General features: G+C 58.0%; 11 protein-coding genes and 1 riboswitch. Of the genes, 2 read left to right on the top strand and 9 right to left on the bottom strand.

Translation table 11 applies throughout. The features are described from left to right. Positions 1-28: 28 nt before the first annotated feature. The 4 genes from BTN45_RS11855 to BTN45_RS11840 all read right to left on the bottom strand — a co-directional run bounded on the left by BTN45_RS11855 (position 29) and on the right by BTN45_RS11840 (position 6,207). Entirely contained in the window at positions 29-1,723 is a 1,695-nt protein-coding gene (locus BTN45_RS11855; RefSeq protein WP_207587981.1) for an adenylate/guanylate cyclase domain-containing protein, read from the bottom strand. Positions 1,724-1,939: 216 nt separating this feature from the next. Further along, positions 1,940-2,800, bottom strand: coding sequence for an MBL fold metallo-hydrolase (locus BTN45_RS11850; protein ID WP_051634456.1), 861 nt, complete (start codon positions 2,798-2,800; stop codon positions 1,940-1,942). Positions 2,801-2,990: 190 nt separating this feature from the next. Next, positions 2,991-3,446, bottom strand: a complete 456-nt coding sequence (locus BTN45_RS11845) for a cyclic nucleotide-binding domain-containing protein (protein WP_004443676.1) — start codon at positions 3,444-3,446, stop codon at positions 2,991-2,993. Between the two features lie 43 nt (positions 3,447-3,489). Next, a complete protein-coding gene (locus tag BTN45_RS11840) occupies positions 3,490-6,207 on the bottom strand; it encodes an ABC transporter ATP-binding protein (protein WP_207587979.1) in 2,718 nt (905 codons plus the stop codon). A gap of 344 nt (positions 6,208-6,551) precedes the next feature. On the opposite strand from BTN45_RS11840, the gene BTN45_RS11835 reads away from it, so the two are divergent. Continuing rightward, a complete protein-coding gene (locus BTN45_RS11835) occupies positions 6,552-8,366 on the top strand; it encodes an alpha/beta fold hydrolase (RefSeq protein ID WP_207587977.1) in 1,815 nt (604 codons plus the stop codon). On the opposite strand, the gene BTN45_RS11830 is transcribed toward BTN45_RS11835, so the two are convergent. Genes BTN45_RS11830 through BTN45_RS11810 form a run of 5 tightly spaced genes read right to left on the bottom strand, consistent with a single transcriptional unit; the run spans position 8,334 to position 14,122 of the window. Further along, entirely contained in the window at positions 8,334-10,790 is a 2,457-nt protein-coding gene (locus BTN45_RS11830) for a glycoside hydrolase family 2 protein (protein WP_207587974.1), read from the bottom strand. The two genes, BTN45_RS11835 and BTN45_RS11830, sit on opposite strands and share 33 nt — an antisense overlap. After that, positions 10,787-11,770, bottom strand: a complete 984-nt coding sequence (locus BTN45_RS11825) for a DUF1839 family protein (protein WP_207587972.1) — start codon at positions 11,768-11,770, stop codon at positions 10,787-10,789. The genes BTN45_RS11830 and BTN45_RS11825 overlap by 4 nt, the downstream gene beginning before the upstream one ends. Before the next feature lie 6 nt (positions 11,771-11,776). Continuing rightward, positions 11,777-12,685, bottom strand: a complete 909-nt coding sequence (locus tag BTN45_RS11820; protein ID WP_137068979.1) for an amino acid--[acyl-carrier-protein] ligase — start codon at positions 12,683-12,685, stop codon at positions 11,777-11,779. Between the two features lie 4 nt (positions 12,686-12,689). Next, the gene (locus tag BTN45_RS11815) at positions 12,690-13,871 is read right to left on the bottom strand and encodes an acyl-CoA dehydrogenase family protein (RefSeq protein WP_037090281.1); all 1,182 of its coding nucleotides are present in this window, start codon (positions 13,869-13,871) and stop codon (positions 12,690-12,692) included. Next, entirely contained in the window at positions 13,871-14,122 is a 252-nt protein-coding gene (locus BTN45_RS11810; RefSeq protein ID WP_003504852.1) for an acyl carrier protein, read from the bottom strand. Before BTN45_RS11810 ends, BTN45_RS11815 begins: the two co-directional genes overlap by 1 nt. 182 nt (positions 14,123-14,304) lie before the next feature. Further along, positions 14,305-14,416: riboswitch (TPP riboswitch) on the top strand. A 95-nt stretch (positions 14,417-14,511) separates the two neighbouring features. On the opposite strand from BTN45_RS11810, the gene thiC reads away from it, so the two are divergent. Continuing rightward, entirely contained in the window at positions 14,512-16,335 is a 1,824-nt protein-coding gene (gene thiC, locus BTN45_RS11805; protein WP_142186741.1) for a phosphomethylpyrimidine synthase ThiC, read from the top strand. The last annotated feature ends 1 nt before the right edge of the window (position 16,336 follow it).

Raw genomic sequence — 16,336 nt, 5'->3', positions numbered from 1 at the left:
CGGTCCGACCCCAAACTTCCGGGTCCTGTCACAAATAGCGTTCGCTCTCTTCCTCCGAGAGTAGAAACACCTTCATTTGTGAGTTTCGACCGCGAATGGCGACCTGTTCGCTTCTGAGATCGGCAATATCCTGTCCCGCCTGTATGATGGCCGGTTCGGAGACCACGATTGCGGCGCCAAATTCCTTGGCTTTGGATTCAAGCCTGCTTGCCACGTTGACGGTATCGCCAATGGCCGTCAGCGTTTTGGCAGCCCCATATCCCATGACCCCGACGATGCTCGGACCTGCGTGAATGCCAACCACCACCTCAAGACGCACGGCGAATTGTTTCTCCAGCCCTTCGTTCAGGATCGCAATATCGCGCAATATGATTGCTGCCGCCTTCATGGCATTGCGACAGGCGTGCTGGCTGTCGTCGCCTAGTCCGAAAAGCGCCATGGCGCCGTCACCGATAAATTTGTCGAGATGGCCCCCTGCCTGTTCGACGGCCTGGCCGACGATGGTGAAATAGCGGTTCAGGAGAAAGACGACATCGTAGGGCAGCTTCGCTTCCGACAAGGTCGTGAAATTGCGCAGATCGCAGAAGAGAATGGCGATCTCCTCTTCCCGGCCCGGCCGGGCCGGCTGGGCGTCCGCCGGCAGGTCACTGTGCTGGGGCGGTGAAACCAGAAGGGCAACGCCGAGATCATGGGTGGGACGCAGCTGGCAGCCGAGCCGCACATCCGAATCGGCATGGATGCGTCTTAATGTGGTTTGCTCGATGTCTCCGGGCGGAGGGAGCGGCCCCTTGCTTTCCATGACTCTCACCCGGCAGGTCGAACATCGTCCTTTACCGCCGCATACGGAATAATGCGGGATGCCCGCCAGACGGCTGGCTTCCAGAATGCTGAGGCCCGCCGGCACGCGCGCCTGCGCACCATGTTCGTAGCGGATTTCGATGGCCGTCAACCGCTGTCGCCAGCTTCTTACACCGCGCATCGCGAAGACCAGCATCACCGCGCCGGCAAAAATCGCCTCTGTCGTCCCGGTGATAAACCGGATCCGTGTTTCCATCTCCCGCTGCAGCGGAAGTTCGTCTCTCTGAATGATCGTGTCGCCCAGTCCCGGAGGAAGCGCATATTTGCGGTCGACTTCCTCGAGCCAACGGCCGGCATCGCTGAAGCCCAGCAGCGCCAGAAGCGGCAGCATCACAGCTATGGTCATGAAGATGCCGGCGATTTTCGGGTACCAGTCGCGATAACGCAGCCAGAAATAGAGGCCGATACATCCGTGTATCCAGATGACGATGAGGGCGAGACTTTGCCACGCGCCTCCCATGGGATTGTTGATCCAGAGCCGGCGGACGACGGTATAATAACCGATGTCGATGCCGTAGAGCATGTGCGACACGCGGATATTCACGGCATGGCTCAGAATGAGGAAGGGGATCGACAGGCCGAAGATGACCTGAAGCGCTTCACGAAGCGGCATGCGCAACGTTCGACGCTGGTAAAGCGAGCGCAGGACCAGGCTGACATGCACCAGGACCGAGCCGTAGAAAAGCAGGCTGCTAACAGGGTTGAGCCAGATGAGGCTGAACCATTTTCGTGCCCGTTCGGCGGTGTCGATGGAAATGAGCGCAAGGGAATGATTGAAAAGATGCGAAAAGACAAAGGCAAATATAATCAGGCCGGATAAAATCCGGGCGCGTCTCAAACTGGTTTCCGAAAAGAAACGGATCATGCAAATCCCATCGTGAGGTCGTTCGGCCCAGAATCATCAGTCGGTCGATCGTCGCGTCTTTAGTGCATGACATCTCGTGGCAATATCGTGGAGCAAACGAGCGGCGATGGTCAATTATGCGTGTTTAAGTACCCGAAGCCACCAATGACTGGTGAGGCCTCTTCAGATTTCCGGTCAAATAGTCACGCGAAGTCAAAAACACCATGACGGCGGCTATCAGATTTCGATGACCTGACCGTCCATGGCTGCGAATGCGCCGCTGAACAGGGCTTTCGCCTGTTTTTCGATCATGTCCAGCTCTTCGTCGCTGCGGCTCGGGGCATGATGGATGAAACCGACATTTTTCGCATCGGCCAACTGGGCGAGGCGGATCGCCTGCTGCCAGGACGAATGGCCATAGCCGCGATAAAGGCCCATCTCGTCATCGGTAAACATGGCGTCATAAAGGAAAAGATCGGTATCCCGGATGAGATCAAGCACAGTTTCGTCGATGCCGCCGGGCTCGTGTTCGGTATCGGTGATGATGGCGAGGGACTTTCCCTCCCAGTCCAGCCGGTATCCGACGGCGTTGCCAGGATGGTTCAGCATGCCGGTTCGGATCGAGAGGCCCGGATGGACGTCTAGGGTATCACCGGGCATGAAATCCCGCGTGTCGATTTTTGCGCAGCAAATTTCCAGCGGCACGGGAAACCAGGGCGGGCTCATGAAGTCCTTGAGCATTTCCCGTGTCGTCATGGCGCCCGCGAGATGACCCGACCAAATCGAGACGTCATTGCAGCTATTATAGAATGGCTTGAAATAGGGAAAACCGACAATGTGGTCGTAGTGGCAATGAGAGAAGAAAAGATCGACGTCGGTAACCCCCTCCGCCCGAAGCGCCATACCTGCGGGATGAAGTCCCGACCCCGCATCGAACAAAAGGACATGGTCGCCGCATCGAACCTCGATGCAGATGGTATTCCCACCGTATTTTCGGAAGTTTTCACCTGAAACAGGAAGCGTTCCCCGCGCCCCCCAGATCTTCACCCGAAAATTTCTGTTACTTTCCCGACCCGCAGTGTCGGAATTGAACGCCATGACACACCCCAATGACAACGGAATCTTGCACGCTTTCCTCCCATGAAGCCCGTTGTCTCTATAGATCTTATTTCCTGCCCTTTTCGGGCGGATGCCTTTACCCCTTATTCAGTCAGCATTTCATTTATATTGCAATAGTACGACATTTATTTTTCCAATATCGACCGCTGGGGTAGCATAGAATTGCCGCTTATGTTCTGGCGTTTGTCCTGGCCTTGCTGAGTTCAGCCGTCGTCTGGGTGAGACGTTCGGCCAGAACGCGCATGACCTTGATAGTGATATCGGGGAAATCGGACATCAGCTTGAAGAATTGTTCCTTGCCGATCCGAAGAGCTTCCACATTGGTGGAGGCGCGCACGGTGGCGGTTCTGACGCTGTCGCAGAGAATTGCGATTTCCCCGACGATGGCGTTGCCCGTCATTTCCGCCACTTTCAAAGTGCCAGAGGGAGAATCGACAAGAACATCCACCTTTCCGGTCAACAGCACATAGGCCGCGTCGCCGACGTCACCCTGCCGGAACAGCACGTCGCCGGCGTGATAGGAAACGCGGTCCGATGCGAATGCGAGCAGTTTCAACTTGGAGGGTTCCATTTCGGAAAAAAACGGTACCCTTTTCAGCATCTGAATTTCGTCTTTGAACAGCATTGCCTTACCCTGTTATTGTTCCACCTCGGTCACATTCTTGGAATTATGTCGCGACCATCTCCTTGAATGTACCGTTTTCCTCGACCAGAGTCTCGTAACTTCCGTCAGCGGTGATCAGCCCCTGATGAACAACGATGACCCTCTCGAACATGCGCGAGAGGTGCGCATTCGACAGAACCCATATGATCGAGGGGTTATTGTTGTTCTGTTTCAGGAGTGTGATGACCCGTTCAACAATTTCTTCCTGCTGTCTCGGGTCGAGGCCCGGAAGCGGGCGGTTGAAGACGTAAATGTCGGATTTCCGGATCAGCGCCCTTGCCAGATTAAGCTTCTGGCGCTGTAGCGGGCCTAGCCGCTTGCCGCCTGCACCCAGATTGAAATCCAGACCCACCGCCAGCACCCGTTCGTAAACGCCCTGCTTGCGCATGACGTCAGCAACGATGCGGGTGATGCGCCTTGAAGCATCGGTGTAGCGGTGGCTTACCTTGCCAAAGAGGATATTATCCAGAAGACTGGTGGCGCTCATGTATTTGGTCGGATCGTAGATTTCGATCACGTTTTTCAGACTGTCGGGCAGCTTCTCATGGAACATGTGCCGGACCTCGACGATGCGGTTCATGATTTCCGGCGTCAGCAGGCCGAAACGCTGGCGGGGCTCGATATAGAAGAAGCTCAGCCGCAGCATCGCGCGTTTTTCGCTTTCATTGGCCTCGTCGAAATTCCGGCCCTGAAGGCGTTGCAGCATCTGCTGATAGACCGGAATATCGTCAGGCGTCATGAAGGTGAGCTGCTGGAAGAAGGGGTGATCCCCCGGCAGATCGGCGAAGATTTCCACGATGTTCTCGGCGATCGTGTAGCCCATTTCGAACAGGGTTTTGACCAGGCCGGTCTCGCGCATCAAAGAGCGGAAATAGTCGCTTTCGATGACCGTCCTGATTGACTGGGACGAGTCCCGCATGGTGCCGAAAAGCAGGTTTTCGCCGACCGTCGCCTCGCTATTGTAGCTCTCCAGCTCGAAAGGCGCGATCAGGCCGCTCAGATTTTCCTTTTCCAGCTCGGCGCGCAGGACATGTCGCAATTCAACGATCCGGGCGGCGAGATGCAGGTCTGTCAACGGGTCGATCGACGATCGCAGGGCGAATTCCAGAATATCCTGCGACAGTTCCACACTGTCGAGAACAGCTAGAATGGCCTGTATGAGATTTTCCGGTTTGCCGTCGCCTGACGGACTCGAAGCATAATCGATCCATTCGCTGTTGATGTCGATCAGCGGATTGCCGGCCATCTTCGCTTCACGGATTTCCCATTTGCGATGGTCCAGCGCCGCGCCCTCATAGTTTTTCTCTGCAAGCGGCGCGTGTTTGAGACCGTATAGCAGGTTGTCCTTCAGGCTGGCATGGAAGAAATAGCTGTCCGAGGACACGTAGGAGATGCGCCGTCCCGTCAGCGATTCCGGCAATTCCAGAATGTCGACGTCGTTGATGCTGATCTTGCCTGAGCTCGGCCAGAGCGTGCGGCCTATCGCATCCGCCAGTGCCTCGCCTCCGGCACCACCGACGATGGCGATAACCTCACCCGGCTCGATCTTGAGGGATGCCTGTTCCAGAAGCCGGCTGCCGCTATCGTCTTCGAGCGTCAGATTGGCGACGACGAGCGGTGCGCTGATGGCTGCGACGGCACCGGGAGAAAGTTTCTGCACCTTCTCGTCGATCATGTTCGGCGCATCGAACTGTTCGAAGACCTGCTCGTACTTTACCTGCACATCCTGCCGGGCCTGATCCCAGTCGATCAGCTCCTTCAGCGGCCCTGGCAGTTCCTTATAGGCGTTGATGACGGCGACCAGCTGCCCCACATCGAGGCTGCCCTTCAGGGTCAGATATCCGCCCAGCGCATAAAAGAAGAAGGGGGTCAGCTGGGCAAGGAAGTTGTTGATGAATTTGACCAGAAACTTCCACTGGTAGAGATCGTAGCGAATCTTGAAGATGTCGCCGAGGCGATGCGAAGCATCCGCACGCTCGTAATTGGACGTGTCATAGGCATGAATCGTGCCGATGCCGTCGACCATTTCACCGATACGTCCGGCGAGCTGGCGTGCACTCAGCTGCCGCTGACGGCCGAGTTCGATGAGGCGGCGGCGCATCTTGGGAATGATGCCGACCTGAATTGCCGCCATGAAGGCCGCGATCAGGCCGAGCCAGAAGTTCTGCACGAGAATGAAGAAGAGGGCGGAGAGCGCCTGGCCGCCGAGAAGGGCCGGCTGCACGAAGGCGTCGCCGGTAAAACCGCCGAGCGGCTCTACCTCGTCCTTCACCATGCTGGAGATTTCTGCACCCTTCACCCGTTTGAAATGGCTGGGCGGAAACCTCAGGATCTTGTCGATAAGTTCGAAGCGAATACGCCGCAGAAGCCGTTCGCCAAGCCGGCCCTTGTAGGTATTGATGTAATATTTGAAGAGCCCATTGATGATAACAAGCGCAAGGAACGTCAGGCTGAGCGCCATCAGCATCGACATGCGGTTGAGCTCAAGCCCCGGGAACAGGGTCACGGTGCCCCAATAGGGGATATCGACCGTGAGATGCATGAAGAGCTGGGTTGCATTCGCTCCTTCGAAGCCGTCTCCCTGAATGGGGCCGTTGACGATCTGCTTGGGCAGGTCGAAGGCGAGGAAATAAGGGATCATGGACAGGGCGACGATCAGCAGGATGAAAAGCTGCTGCCGCTTGGTATGCGACCAGATGTAACGCGTAAGGCTTTGTTCCATATAAAACTTCTATGACCTGTCGGGGCGGGCCCGGCGTGTTGGTTTGCGCGGTGTCTAGATGATCCGGCGGCCGGGTGGCGCAACCTCCTCCTGCAAATAGGTATGTGACTCGCTATTTATCAGCATATTCAAGCGGTTTCGAGAAAAATAGCGGCTCAAACGCGACCTGTCGCCACGCGAAGCCATTCTGTCTGCATCGCATGCGTTTTCGTCGATCCAGACGACATGGTATTTTTAGGATTCTCTAATGTTATTGTTTTTATTGTAGAACAGGCATTAAGACACTTCGGTATAGTGATCCCGTAATGGTTGAGCCCGACGCTGGCGCAATGGTGGCAAGGTCTATGGCAATAGATATTTCAGAGCATACAAGCAGCAATTCTTCCCTCGATGCATTATTGCTTTCCGGCACCGCGGCGGACGGCACGATCGCCCGTCCGGTTTCCTTTGAAGGGCTTGCGGGTATTTTTCATCCGGCACGCCAGGACTTGCGGCAGGAACACGCCGTTCTTTTTGTCAGCCCGTGGGGCATGGAGGAGCTTTGCAGCCGCAAGTTCCAAAGGGTTCTGGCCGAACGGCTTGCGGCTTGCGGGGTCGCCAGCCTGCGGTTTGACTATCTTGGCACCGGAGATGCACTTGATCCGGAAGATGCGAGCCGCGTGGCGGACTGGCTTTCCGATACGCGGGCGGCGCTGAACTATCTCAGGCGCCTTTCCGGATGCTCGGGCGTGGTCGTCATCGCCCAGGGCCTCGGTTGCCCGATCGCTGCCGAGGCGCTTGCCGGAGCCGCCAGTTCCATGGCGTTTCTGGCACCCGTCGTCTCAGGACGTGCCTATCTGCGCGAACTGGCGATGTGGTCTTCGATGATCGACGATGGACTTGGCCTGCGTGCCAGCCAACGCATGCCACAGGCAGGTGCAATCGCCGGCATGGCGATGCCAGCCGGTGTGGCCGATACCGTCAAGAAGATCAATCTTTCGAATCTCGATGCCGCTCCGGCTCGCCGCATTCTCGTTTTGTCGAGGCCGGGCCGCGTCACGGACGGTGATTTCGCCACACACCTAACCGCAATCGGCGGTGAGGTGGAGGAGGCCGAATTTTCGGGCTATGACGATCTCGTTTCCAGTCCCACGCTGTCGAAAATATCGGAAAATGTGGTGAGCCGGCTGGTGGGCTGGGTCTCTTCTCAGACACAGGCCTCAGGCTCCGCGGCCTGCCCGGCTGATTTCGTCATCAACGCGGCGCAGCGCGGTCAGGGTTTTTTCGAACAGCCGGTGCAGTTTGGTGAGGGCGGGCGACTTTTTGGCGTTTCCTGCACACCGGACGACCGGCGTGCGGTCTCCTCGGTTTTGCTGCTCGGGGCGGCCTATGACCGGCACGCGGGCTGGGGCAGGCTTTCGGTGCAGATCGCCCGGGCGCTTGCCCGGGAGGGTGTCGCTTCCCTCCGTTTCGATGCGGCCAACATTGCCGATAGTCCGCCGGTCAAAGGCATGCCGGATCAGGTTCTTTACGATGCCGCGCAGAATGACGATGTGTCCGCCGCGCTCGATTTCCTAGAACGGGGCAGCAATGGTCCGTTCATCGCGGCGGGCCGATGTAGCGGCGCATACCTCGCCTTCAACGGCGCGCTCGTCGATGACAGGATTGAAGCGGTGGTTGCCGTGAACCCGGTTGTCTTCCACTGGCGGAAAGGCCGTTCGGTCGATGAGGCGTTGCACAAGCGGCCCCGTTCCTTTGGGGAATACAGTCAGCGCTTTCGTCAGGGCGCCACGTTCAAGCGTCTCATCAGCGGCGATGTGGATGTTGTCAGTGCCGGATTGAATATCGTCAAGGCGACGATGAAGAAGCTTTCGACAAAAACCGCGAGGCTGTTCCGCCGTGGCAGCGAGGAAGGACGGGCCGTATACCGCGCTTTCGATCTGCTGAAAGCAAAAGGGACTGCCGTCAATCTGCTTTACAGCGACAATGATGATGGTCTGGAGCATTTCCGCTATTATTTCGACGCCGACGGGCAGGGGCTGTCCGCCTATCGAAATGTGTCGCTGACCATCATCCCCGATGCCGACCACAACCTCTCCACGCCTGAGGCGAAGAGAACCTATATGGAGACTGTGAAGAGCGTGGCCCTAAAAGGAAAATCGCCGCCTGGACCCCAATGACACCACCTCACCGGAAGGAGGCGTCTGAGATCCTGCGGTCTCCGGCACAAGGCCGATCTTTCTGCTCTCGCCGGGGGCAAGGTGGAACCAGTTTTCCGAAGCACGGTAACCTTCTGCGGCAACATGGACAGACTGCGCCAGACGGTCAGTGCCGATCTCAAGCGACCAGATATCGTTGTTTCGGCTGATGGCGACCTGGAGGTTTGCCGCCTGCAGCGCCTTTTTCCGGCCGAGCGGAAAATGGAATGCATCAGCAATGACTTGTCCGGTCGCAACGTCGCGAAGCCGGGCCACCGTGACATCATGGGACGGCGGGCCGAAACGGTAAGTGTAGGTCGTATCGAAAAACGCCCCGAACAGATCAGTCGCGGCAATCGTCTGGCTCTGTCGCGATGACAGCGTGATCGACCGCTTGGCATGAACGACGGGCTGGGCGCCGTCGCGCAGGCAGGTGAGTTCGAGCATACCCTCGAAGGTGTCGCCGGTCTCGTTGATCAGCTGAATGTCCAATCCGTTCGTGCCCTCGTCGAGCAGATTGACCTGGACGGGGCGAAACGCCCTTTTCAGCGCATGCCAGACGGATTTCGGCCTGCCGGTGGCATCGATGATACCCCAGCCTGCACCGGGAAGGAGGTCCTGCAGGGTCCAGACAAGAGCGCCCTGGCAGGATGAACCGCTGCGCCGCCATTCGGCGAAAGTCGCCTCCATGACTTCGGCCGTCGCGGCCCGGGACATGTCGAGATAAAGACCGCCGTCTTCTCGCCGCAGAACGTCCGGTTCGACATCGTAAAGCAGCTTCAGATAGTGATCGCGAACATCCTCGAAATCCCAGGAGGCGCCGCGATCGCGCGGTGCATGCGCTTTCCACCGTGGATCGTGCACGGCCACGCCGGGTAGATACCTGTCCAGCGTTTCCTGTTCGGGAACATTGGCGAAGGCCAGGCACTCGGCGGCAAAGCGCAGACCGGCGCGACGCGCATCTTCCAGCGGACGGCAATAGGCGCCGACGCCGTAATAATGGCCGACCCCGGTGTTCGGAAAAAAGGGCAATGCGCCGCCGGAGGGGGAATTGGCGACATAGGCCGCGTCAGGCCGCTTGTCGGCAAGAAGTTCCGGCAGAACCTCTTCGGTCAGCGTTCCCTTCCATATCTGTTCCGGAAGGCCGAGCATCGCGCCCTGCTGGTACATTTCACTGCCACCGCAAAAAATGGCGAGCGATGGAGAAAGCGCGGTGGCTTCAAGGAACTGCGAGATTTCCGTGACGATGTGCTGGCGCAGACTCTCGTCCCTTGCCGGATAATCGAAATTGGCGAGCATGGCGTCCTGCCAGACCATGATGCCGAGTTCGTCGCAAAGTGCGAAGAATTCCGGGGTTTCATAGGTCATGGTGCCGCCGATGCGGATCATGTTCATGCCTGCTTCCGCTGCTTTTCGAAGCCACGGCTCGTAGTCCGGCCTCGTTCCCGGCAGGCGCACGATGTCGGCCGTCGTCCAGACCGCGCCACGGCAGAACACCGGTTGACCGTTCACCCTAAGGCCGAAACCTTTACCGTCGTCGCCGTGATCGATCTCGACCTGTCGGAAGCCCGTGCGTGCAAGGCGATGTTGCGTGCCGTCCAGCTCAAGAACAACGTCATGCAGAGTTGGCCTGCCATGCGTGTGTGGCCACCATTGTTCCACATCAGTTATGCGCAGTTCGCCGGAAAGTGTGCCGCCTTCGTCTAGAGAAAGATCGGCGCTGTGACCGGCGCAGCCAAGCTTTGCCGACTTTATCGGGCGGTTGCCTTGCAGCGCGATGCTGACCCTTCCCGTTCCGGCCCCGTCCAGCGAAGATTGCAGCGTGCAGAGAATTCCGTTCTGCCGTATCAGGCTGATGGGTCGCCATGGGCCGGCGGCGTGTATTTCCGGGCACCATCCAGGCATATAACCCAGTGCAGTGGTGCGGATCAGCCGCAGCCCCTGCGTATTCATCATTTGCGGCCGCCAGCGAGCGCGGGGACCGGTTTTTTCAAGTCGGGGTGCCAGCGCTCTGAAGCAGATCGCGAGTTCATCCGCACCCGTCAGTTCCACAGGCACTTCCAGTCTTTCAAACATGCTTTGGCTTGCCGCGATCAGCTCACCGTTGAAGAAGATCTCCGCGATGGTGGAAAGACCGTCGAAGCGCAGGGTGGCACGCTCCCGGACATCGGAAATCATCGTCAGCCTGTACCAGGCGTCCCTGTCATTGAGGGGCGTCGGAGCGAGGCGGTCGAACTTTTCAGCGGCTTCCAAAGCCTGCGCCACGGTTCCGGGAACGGAGACATGGGGGCTTTCGAGCGAGGCGGGAATATCGGAGGGCGTTTCATAGGCATCGGCGGGCGTCAGCGCCAGCGTCCAGCCTTCGCTCAGCAATTCCTCGCTTTCACCCGGAAGATAGGTCCTCACGCGGCCTCGCTGGCATCAGATAGTTTTTTGCCAAGGCTTTGCATCAGACCATCCCATGCATCCGCGGCCGGATCGAGAACGGTGGCCAGCGCATCGAATTTGCGGCGGGTGACGGCGCGCGCAAGCTGGAACTGCACGGTCTTGGCAACCTCGGAGATTTTTAGCGCGTGGTTCTTTGCCCCAGAAAAACTATCCGCGTCCAACCATTCGAAGTGGCTTGCCGCCAGTTCGAAATTGGCACCGAGCTGGCGTAGCGTATTGAACGCGTATTTGTGGAAAAACCCGAAGGGCCGGTCTGCGACCTTTTCCACCTGTGCCGGAAACACCTTGGCAAAGGCCCGGACCGGGTTGGAGGATGGCCGCCGGGAAAAATGAAACTTCAGGAGCCGTTCGGCGGTCTTGCGAACATGCGCCGACGAAGGATTGCCGTCCGCGAATTTCGCAAATTCCGTATAGGGCAGGAAAGGCGGGTCGGTTTCAGCCAGATGATGCTGGAAAAGCCCGTCAAAGTCCTCGCCGGAGAGATGGAAGAAGCCGGCATTGTGGAAATAGTCGAGTTCCCGCTTTTCGAGATCGAGCCGGTTGATGGCGATCGTGGTCTTGCCGTGTTCCTTGCGGTAGCCCACCCCATGGGTATCGGGCATATAGAAACTGTCCATCTCGATCAGACAGATGCGGCCGCGTTCCAGCTGCGCCTCGATGTGGTTTTCCACCTTATCGAAGATCGCAAGCTCGGTGGCGCGAACGCCATAAAGGGCTTCGAGGTCTTCCAGCGGCACCTTGAAGAAGGTGAATTGGTCGCCTTCGAAGTCCTGCGTCAGGGTGAAACCGAACATGGCTTCCGGGGATAAGCCTTTCGAAGCCAGCACCTCGATCCATAAATCAATATAGCAATTGGTTTCCGGCCACATTCTTTCGGAAGAATGAAGCGGATGCTGCACATAGTTTTTGGGATCGAGACCGGGAAAAATCTGCTGCATGGATAATCAGCCCCAGAGTGTTTCCACGACTTTCGCAGGCCATTTCTTCACATCGAGACCATGATGCGAAAACAGCGCCAGCGCGATGCGTTCAAGGCCGAAACCGACGCAGGCGGTGTGGGCGACATCGCCATTATCGAGGTTCAGACCCCATTTCTGGCCGAAGGCGTCCTGATGGTAGTTAAAGCTCATGCAGGCTGTCGGGCTGGTCGTTGACGTGACCGGGATCAACAGTTCGAATTTCAGGTTCTGGTCGCGCTGGTTGTTGGCGAGCATCTTGCCCGCGCGGCCGAAGAAAGGATCGTTGGCGATATCGATGGTGACATCGAGCCCGACCGCTTTCATCATCTCAACGCCGCGATCCATCCAGGTCTGGCGGAATTCGGTGACGTTGGCCTCGGTGCCCATGCAGACATATTCGCGCATGCGGAAAAGCTGCTGGCGGGCCGGATCCTTGGAGGGCTCGTGGCGGAAGCAATAGGATTGGATGTCATAGAGACCGCCGCCGGCAGGCAGCGCGCCACGCTTGGCGATCGTTGGATAAAGCGGGTAGCAGGCCGCTGGCGTCAGTACGATATCGGTTGCTTTCTGATCCTTGGTCCAGTCGCCGCCCTCATCCATGGTCTTCAGCAGGCTGACATGGTCCAGTTCGCAGCCGCAAAAGGAATGGACCGTGCCGGCGAGCTGCGGGAAGCTCTTCATGTAACCGCTTTTTTCGAAATAGGCGCGGTTGATGCCGGGCGGGAAACGGATCGCTTCAGCGCCATCGGCGCCACCGGTGCGGTCGATCAGCCGCTCGAAGGCGGCAATCACGTCCTCGAACTGGCCGCTGCGTCCATAAAGACCGTCCACACCCGTTTCAATCAGCAGGCCTTCTTCGAACAGTCGATCGAGGAACGATGTTTGCATGTCCATGGTCTTATCCCAAGAGGCTGGTGTCCTGCCTGTGAACCAGCAGGAGATTGGCGGAATTGCCGAGAATACGGTCGTTGGAAATCATCAGGCGGGCGGAATGCGCGTCGCGCAGGTGTCGGCCGAGGCTGTAGGGCGTGCCATTCTTGTAGCCCATGATGCCGCAGACCAGCATGGCGTGGTCGATGATCTCGAGAATGGTTTCCGAAGAGCAGATTTTCACATTGTTCATGGCAACCGCAAAGGCCATCGACATCAATTTTTCCGGATCGCTCTTGGTGTCCTCGTAGGCCTTGATACCGGCTATGATGTTGGATTTCACCACCTGCAGCTTGGTGGAAACCTCGGCAAGGCGGATCGCGCCGGGAGGAGCCGTTCCGGGCGACTTGCGGGCCGCAGCTCTGACAAAAGATTGGGCGCGCAGCACCGCATCCGACGCGATACCATACCAGACGGCGCTCCACAGCAGATGCGAGCTTGCAAGCATGGATTGTGCAGCGATTTCTGCGAAAGGCTTTGGGAAAATCTGCGCCGCCGGCGCTTCGCCGCGGAACAGGAAGCCGTCCGAACAGGTGCCACGCATGCCGAGCGTATCCCAGACATGGGTCTTCTCAAGCGTATACTGGTTTTTCAGGAAGACGGTCATCACCTGATCGGCGGGCGCGGCATCCTTGTGGGCGCGCGACGTAATCAGGATCGCATCGGCGTTGCTGCCATAAGAAATGACCGTGGCGTCCTTCTCCAGCCGGCAGCTATCACCTTCGACTTCGATTGCGCAGATGGAGTTACGCAGATTGCCGCCGATGCCGCCTTCGGTGGTGGCGGAACCGAGCAGAAGCTGTTCGCCGGCGACGCGGCGCATGAAGTCCGCGTGCCATGCGCTCGCCTCTCCATGTTCCACAAGGCTCGACAGTTTGATGTGGTGCATGGCGAAAATCATCGCCGTTGCCGAACAGGCCTGCCCAAGCCGGGCGCAGATATCGGCGATTTCCTGAAGGGAGGCACCTTCGCCGCCCAGCAGTGAGGGGACCTGTATGCCGAGCAGACGTTCCTGCCTCAATGCATCAACGGCTTCCTGCGGAAAGCGGCCGGTGACATCCACCTCGTCCGCATATTTGGCGGCAATTGCCGCGACACGGCCCGCGCGCGCGGACAGCGTTTCATCCTGCGGCGCGACGGTGACGTTCATCAGGCTGCCTCTTTACCATCGAGAATGAGTTTAACAGTGTCTTCAATGGCCTTGATGCTGGCGAAAGACTTGCGGTTCAGCAGATTGTCCGGGAATTCGATATCGAATGCTTCTTCGATGCCGAGCATCAATTGCACCGATGCAAAGGAAGAAAGGCCCGCCGCGTAAAGATCGGCTTCATCTGCAATCGTATCGACGGGGGTTGGAAGCTGGCCGAATTTTGCCAGTATTTCACGTATAGTCGCATTCATTCCGACGTATCTCCCATGAATTTCACATCAGGATGGTTTGTGCTTATGGTTACGTTGCAAACGATAATATTCGCCTAAACCGTTAGGTTAATTACAACTAACGGCAGCATGCGCCATTCCCGCACCTTTGCCAAGCATGGATCGCCGGTCTTGACAAAAGCCTGAGGGTGTTTTTTGCTGGGGCCATTCACCAGGGGTGTCCCGTCAAGGGGCTGAGATTCTGCTTTCATGCGCAGTGACCCGTTGAACCTGATCCAGTTCATACTGGCGTAGGGACGGTGCAAAGACCCGATGTCGGGCGGGCGCATGGCGCCGCGTTTCGGCACACAGGTATTTTCCATCATTCCGGCTCGAACTGGGTCTCCACTGTTAAACTTTGGAGCCTCAAGATGAATATCGCTGCCAAGACTATACCGCTTGTCGTTACAACCGGCCCGCATGCCGCCTCCACGAAAATCCATAAGCCGGGCGTTTTGCATCCGCATATCCGCGTACCGATGCGCGAGATCGCAGTGCACCCGACGGCGGGCGAACCGCCGGTCACGGTTTATGATTCCTCAGGTCCCTATACCGACCCCAACCATCCGGTCCTGATCGAAAAGGGTCTGCCGCGTCTGCGTCATGACTGGATCGTCGCGCGCGGCGATGTCGAGGCTTACGAGGGACGGCACGTCAAACCGGAAGATAATGGTTTCGCCACCGGTGAGCGCCTGACGCCCGAATTTGGCGTGCGTCATCAGCCTCTGAAAGCGACGGCGGGCAAGGCGGTGACGCAACTTGCCTATGCGCGAGCAGGTATCATCACCCCGGAAATGGAATTCATCGCCATTCGCGAAAATCTCGGGCGCGAGGCAGCGAAGGAGAAGCTCGCGCGTGACGGTGAGAGTTTCGGCGCGCATATTCCTGATTATGTCACGGCGGAATTTGTGCGTCAGGAAGTGGCGTCGGGCCGCGCCATTATTCCAGCCAATATCAACCACCCTGAACTTGAGCCGATGATCATCGGCCGCAATTTCCTCGTCAAGATCAACGCCAATATCGGCAATTCCGCCGTCACCTCCTCCATGGCGGAAGAGGTTGAGAAGATGGTCTGGGCCATCCGCTGGGGTGCGGATACGGTCATGGACCTTTCGACCGGCCGCAACATCCACAATATCCGCGAATGGATCATCCGTAACTCGCCGGTGCCGATCGGTACCGTGCCGCTTTATCAGGCGCTGGAGAAGGTGAACGGCATTGCTGAAGACCTCAATTGGGAAGTGTTCCGCGATACGCTGATCGAGCAGGCGGAGCAGGGCGTGGATTACTTCACCATCCATGCCGGCGTGCGGCTGCACTACATCCCGCTCACCGTCAACCGCGTCACCGGCATCGTCTCACGCGGCGGCTCGATCATGGCCAAGTGGTGTCTGCATCACCACAAGGAAAGTTTCCTCTATGAGCATTTCGATGAGATTTGCGACATCTGCCGCGCTTACGACGTCTCCTTCTCGCTGGGCGATGGCCTGCGCCCCGGCTCGATCGCTGACGCCAATGATGCGGCGCAGTTTGCGGAGCTGGAAACGCTGGGTGAGCTGACGCAGATCGCCTGGGCGAAGGATTGCCAGGTGATGATCGAAGGCCCCGGTCATGTGCCGATGCACAAGATCAAGGAGAATATGGACAAGCAGTTGAAGACCTGCGGCGAAGCGCCCTTCTATACGCTTGGGCCGCTGACCACCGATATCGCGCCCGGTTACGACCACATCACCTCCGGCATTGGTGCTGCAATGATCGGCTGGTTCGGGACCGCAATGCTCTGCTATGTTACGCCGAAGGAACACCTCGGTCTGCCGGATCGTAATGACGTGAAGGTGGGTGTCATTACCTACAAGATCGCCGCTCACGCCGCCGATCTTGCCAAGGGTCATCCGGCCGCGCAGGTGCGGGACGATGCGCTGTCGCGTGCAAGGTTCGAGTTCCGCTGGGAGGATCAGTTTAACCTGTCGCTCGATCCCGATACGGCTCGGTCCTTCCATGACGAGACGCTGCCGAAGGAGGCGCACAAGGTTGCGCATTTCTGCTCCATGTGCGGACCGAAATTCTGCTCGATGCGGATTTCCCACGATATCCGCGCCGAGGCGCAGAAGGAGGGGCTTGAGGCCATGGCCGCGCGCTTCAAGGAAGGCGGTGAGCTTTACATGCCGCTTCCGACGCCTGCGAATGCCGAATAAA

The organism is Rhizobium sp. ZX09 (assembly GCF_017357485.1).
Taxonomy (GTDB): Bacteria; Pseudomonadota; Alphaproteobacteria; order Rhizobiales; family Rhizobiaceae; genus Agrobacterium; species Agrobacterium pusense.
The sequence above is the reverse complement of the archived record's forward strand: the minus strand, read 5'-3'. Positions and strand labels throughout refer to the sequence as shown.

Coding starts and splice junctions, on each gene's coding strand:
- BTN45_RS11855 (WP_207587981.1), bottom strand. CDS start 1,723: ATGATCCGTTTCTTTTCGGAAACCAGTTTGAGACGCGCCCGGATTTTA.
- BTN45_RS11820 (WP_137068979.1), bottom strand. CDS start 12,685: ATGGACATGCAAACATCGTTCCTCGATCGACTGTTCGAAGAAGGCCTG.
- thiC (WP_142186741.1), top strand. CDS start 14,512: ATGAATATCGCTGCCAAGACTATACCGCTTGTCGTTACAACCGGCCCG.
- BTN45_RS11840 (WP_207587979.1), bottom strand. CDS start 6,207: ATGGAACAAAGCCTTACGCGTTACATCTGGTCGCATACCAAGCGGCAG.
- BTN45_RS11850 (WP_051634456.1), bottom strand. CDS start 2,800: ATGGCGTTCAATTCCGACACTGCGGGTCGGGAAAGTAACAGAAATTTT.
- BTN45_RS11845 (WP_004443676.1), bottom strand. CDS start 3,446: ATGCTGTTCAAAGACGAAATTCAGATGCTGAAAAGGGTACCGTTTTTT.
- BTN45_RS11810 (WP_003504852.1), bottom strand. CDS start 14,122: ATGAATGCGACTATACGTGAAATACTGGCAAAATTCGGCCAGCTTCCA.
- BTN45_RS11835 (WP_207587977.1), top strand. CDS start 6,552: ATGGCAATAGATATTTCAGAGCATACAAGCAGCAATTCTTCCCTCGAT.
- BTN45_RS11825 (WP_207587972.1), bottom strand. CDS start 11,770: ATGCAGCAGATTTTTCCCGGTCTCGATCCCAAAAACTATGTGCAGCAT.
- BTN45_RS11815 (WP_037090281.1), bottom strand. CDS start 13,871: ATGAACGTCACCGTCGCGCCGCAGGATGAAACGCTGTCCGCGCGCGCG.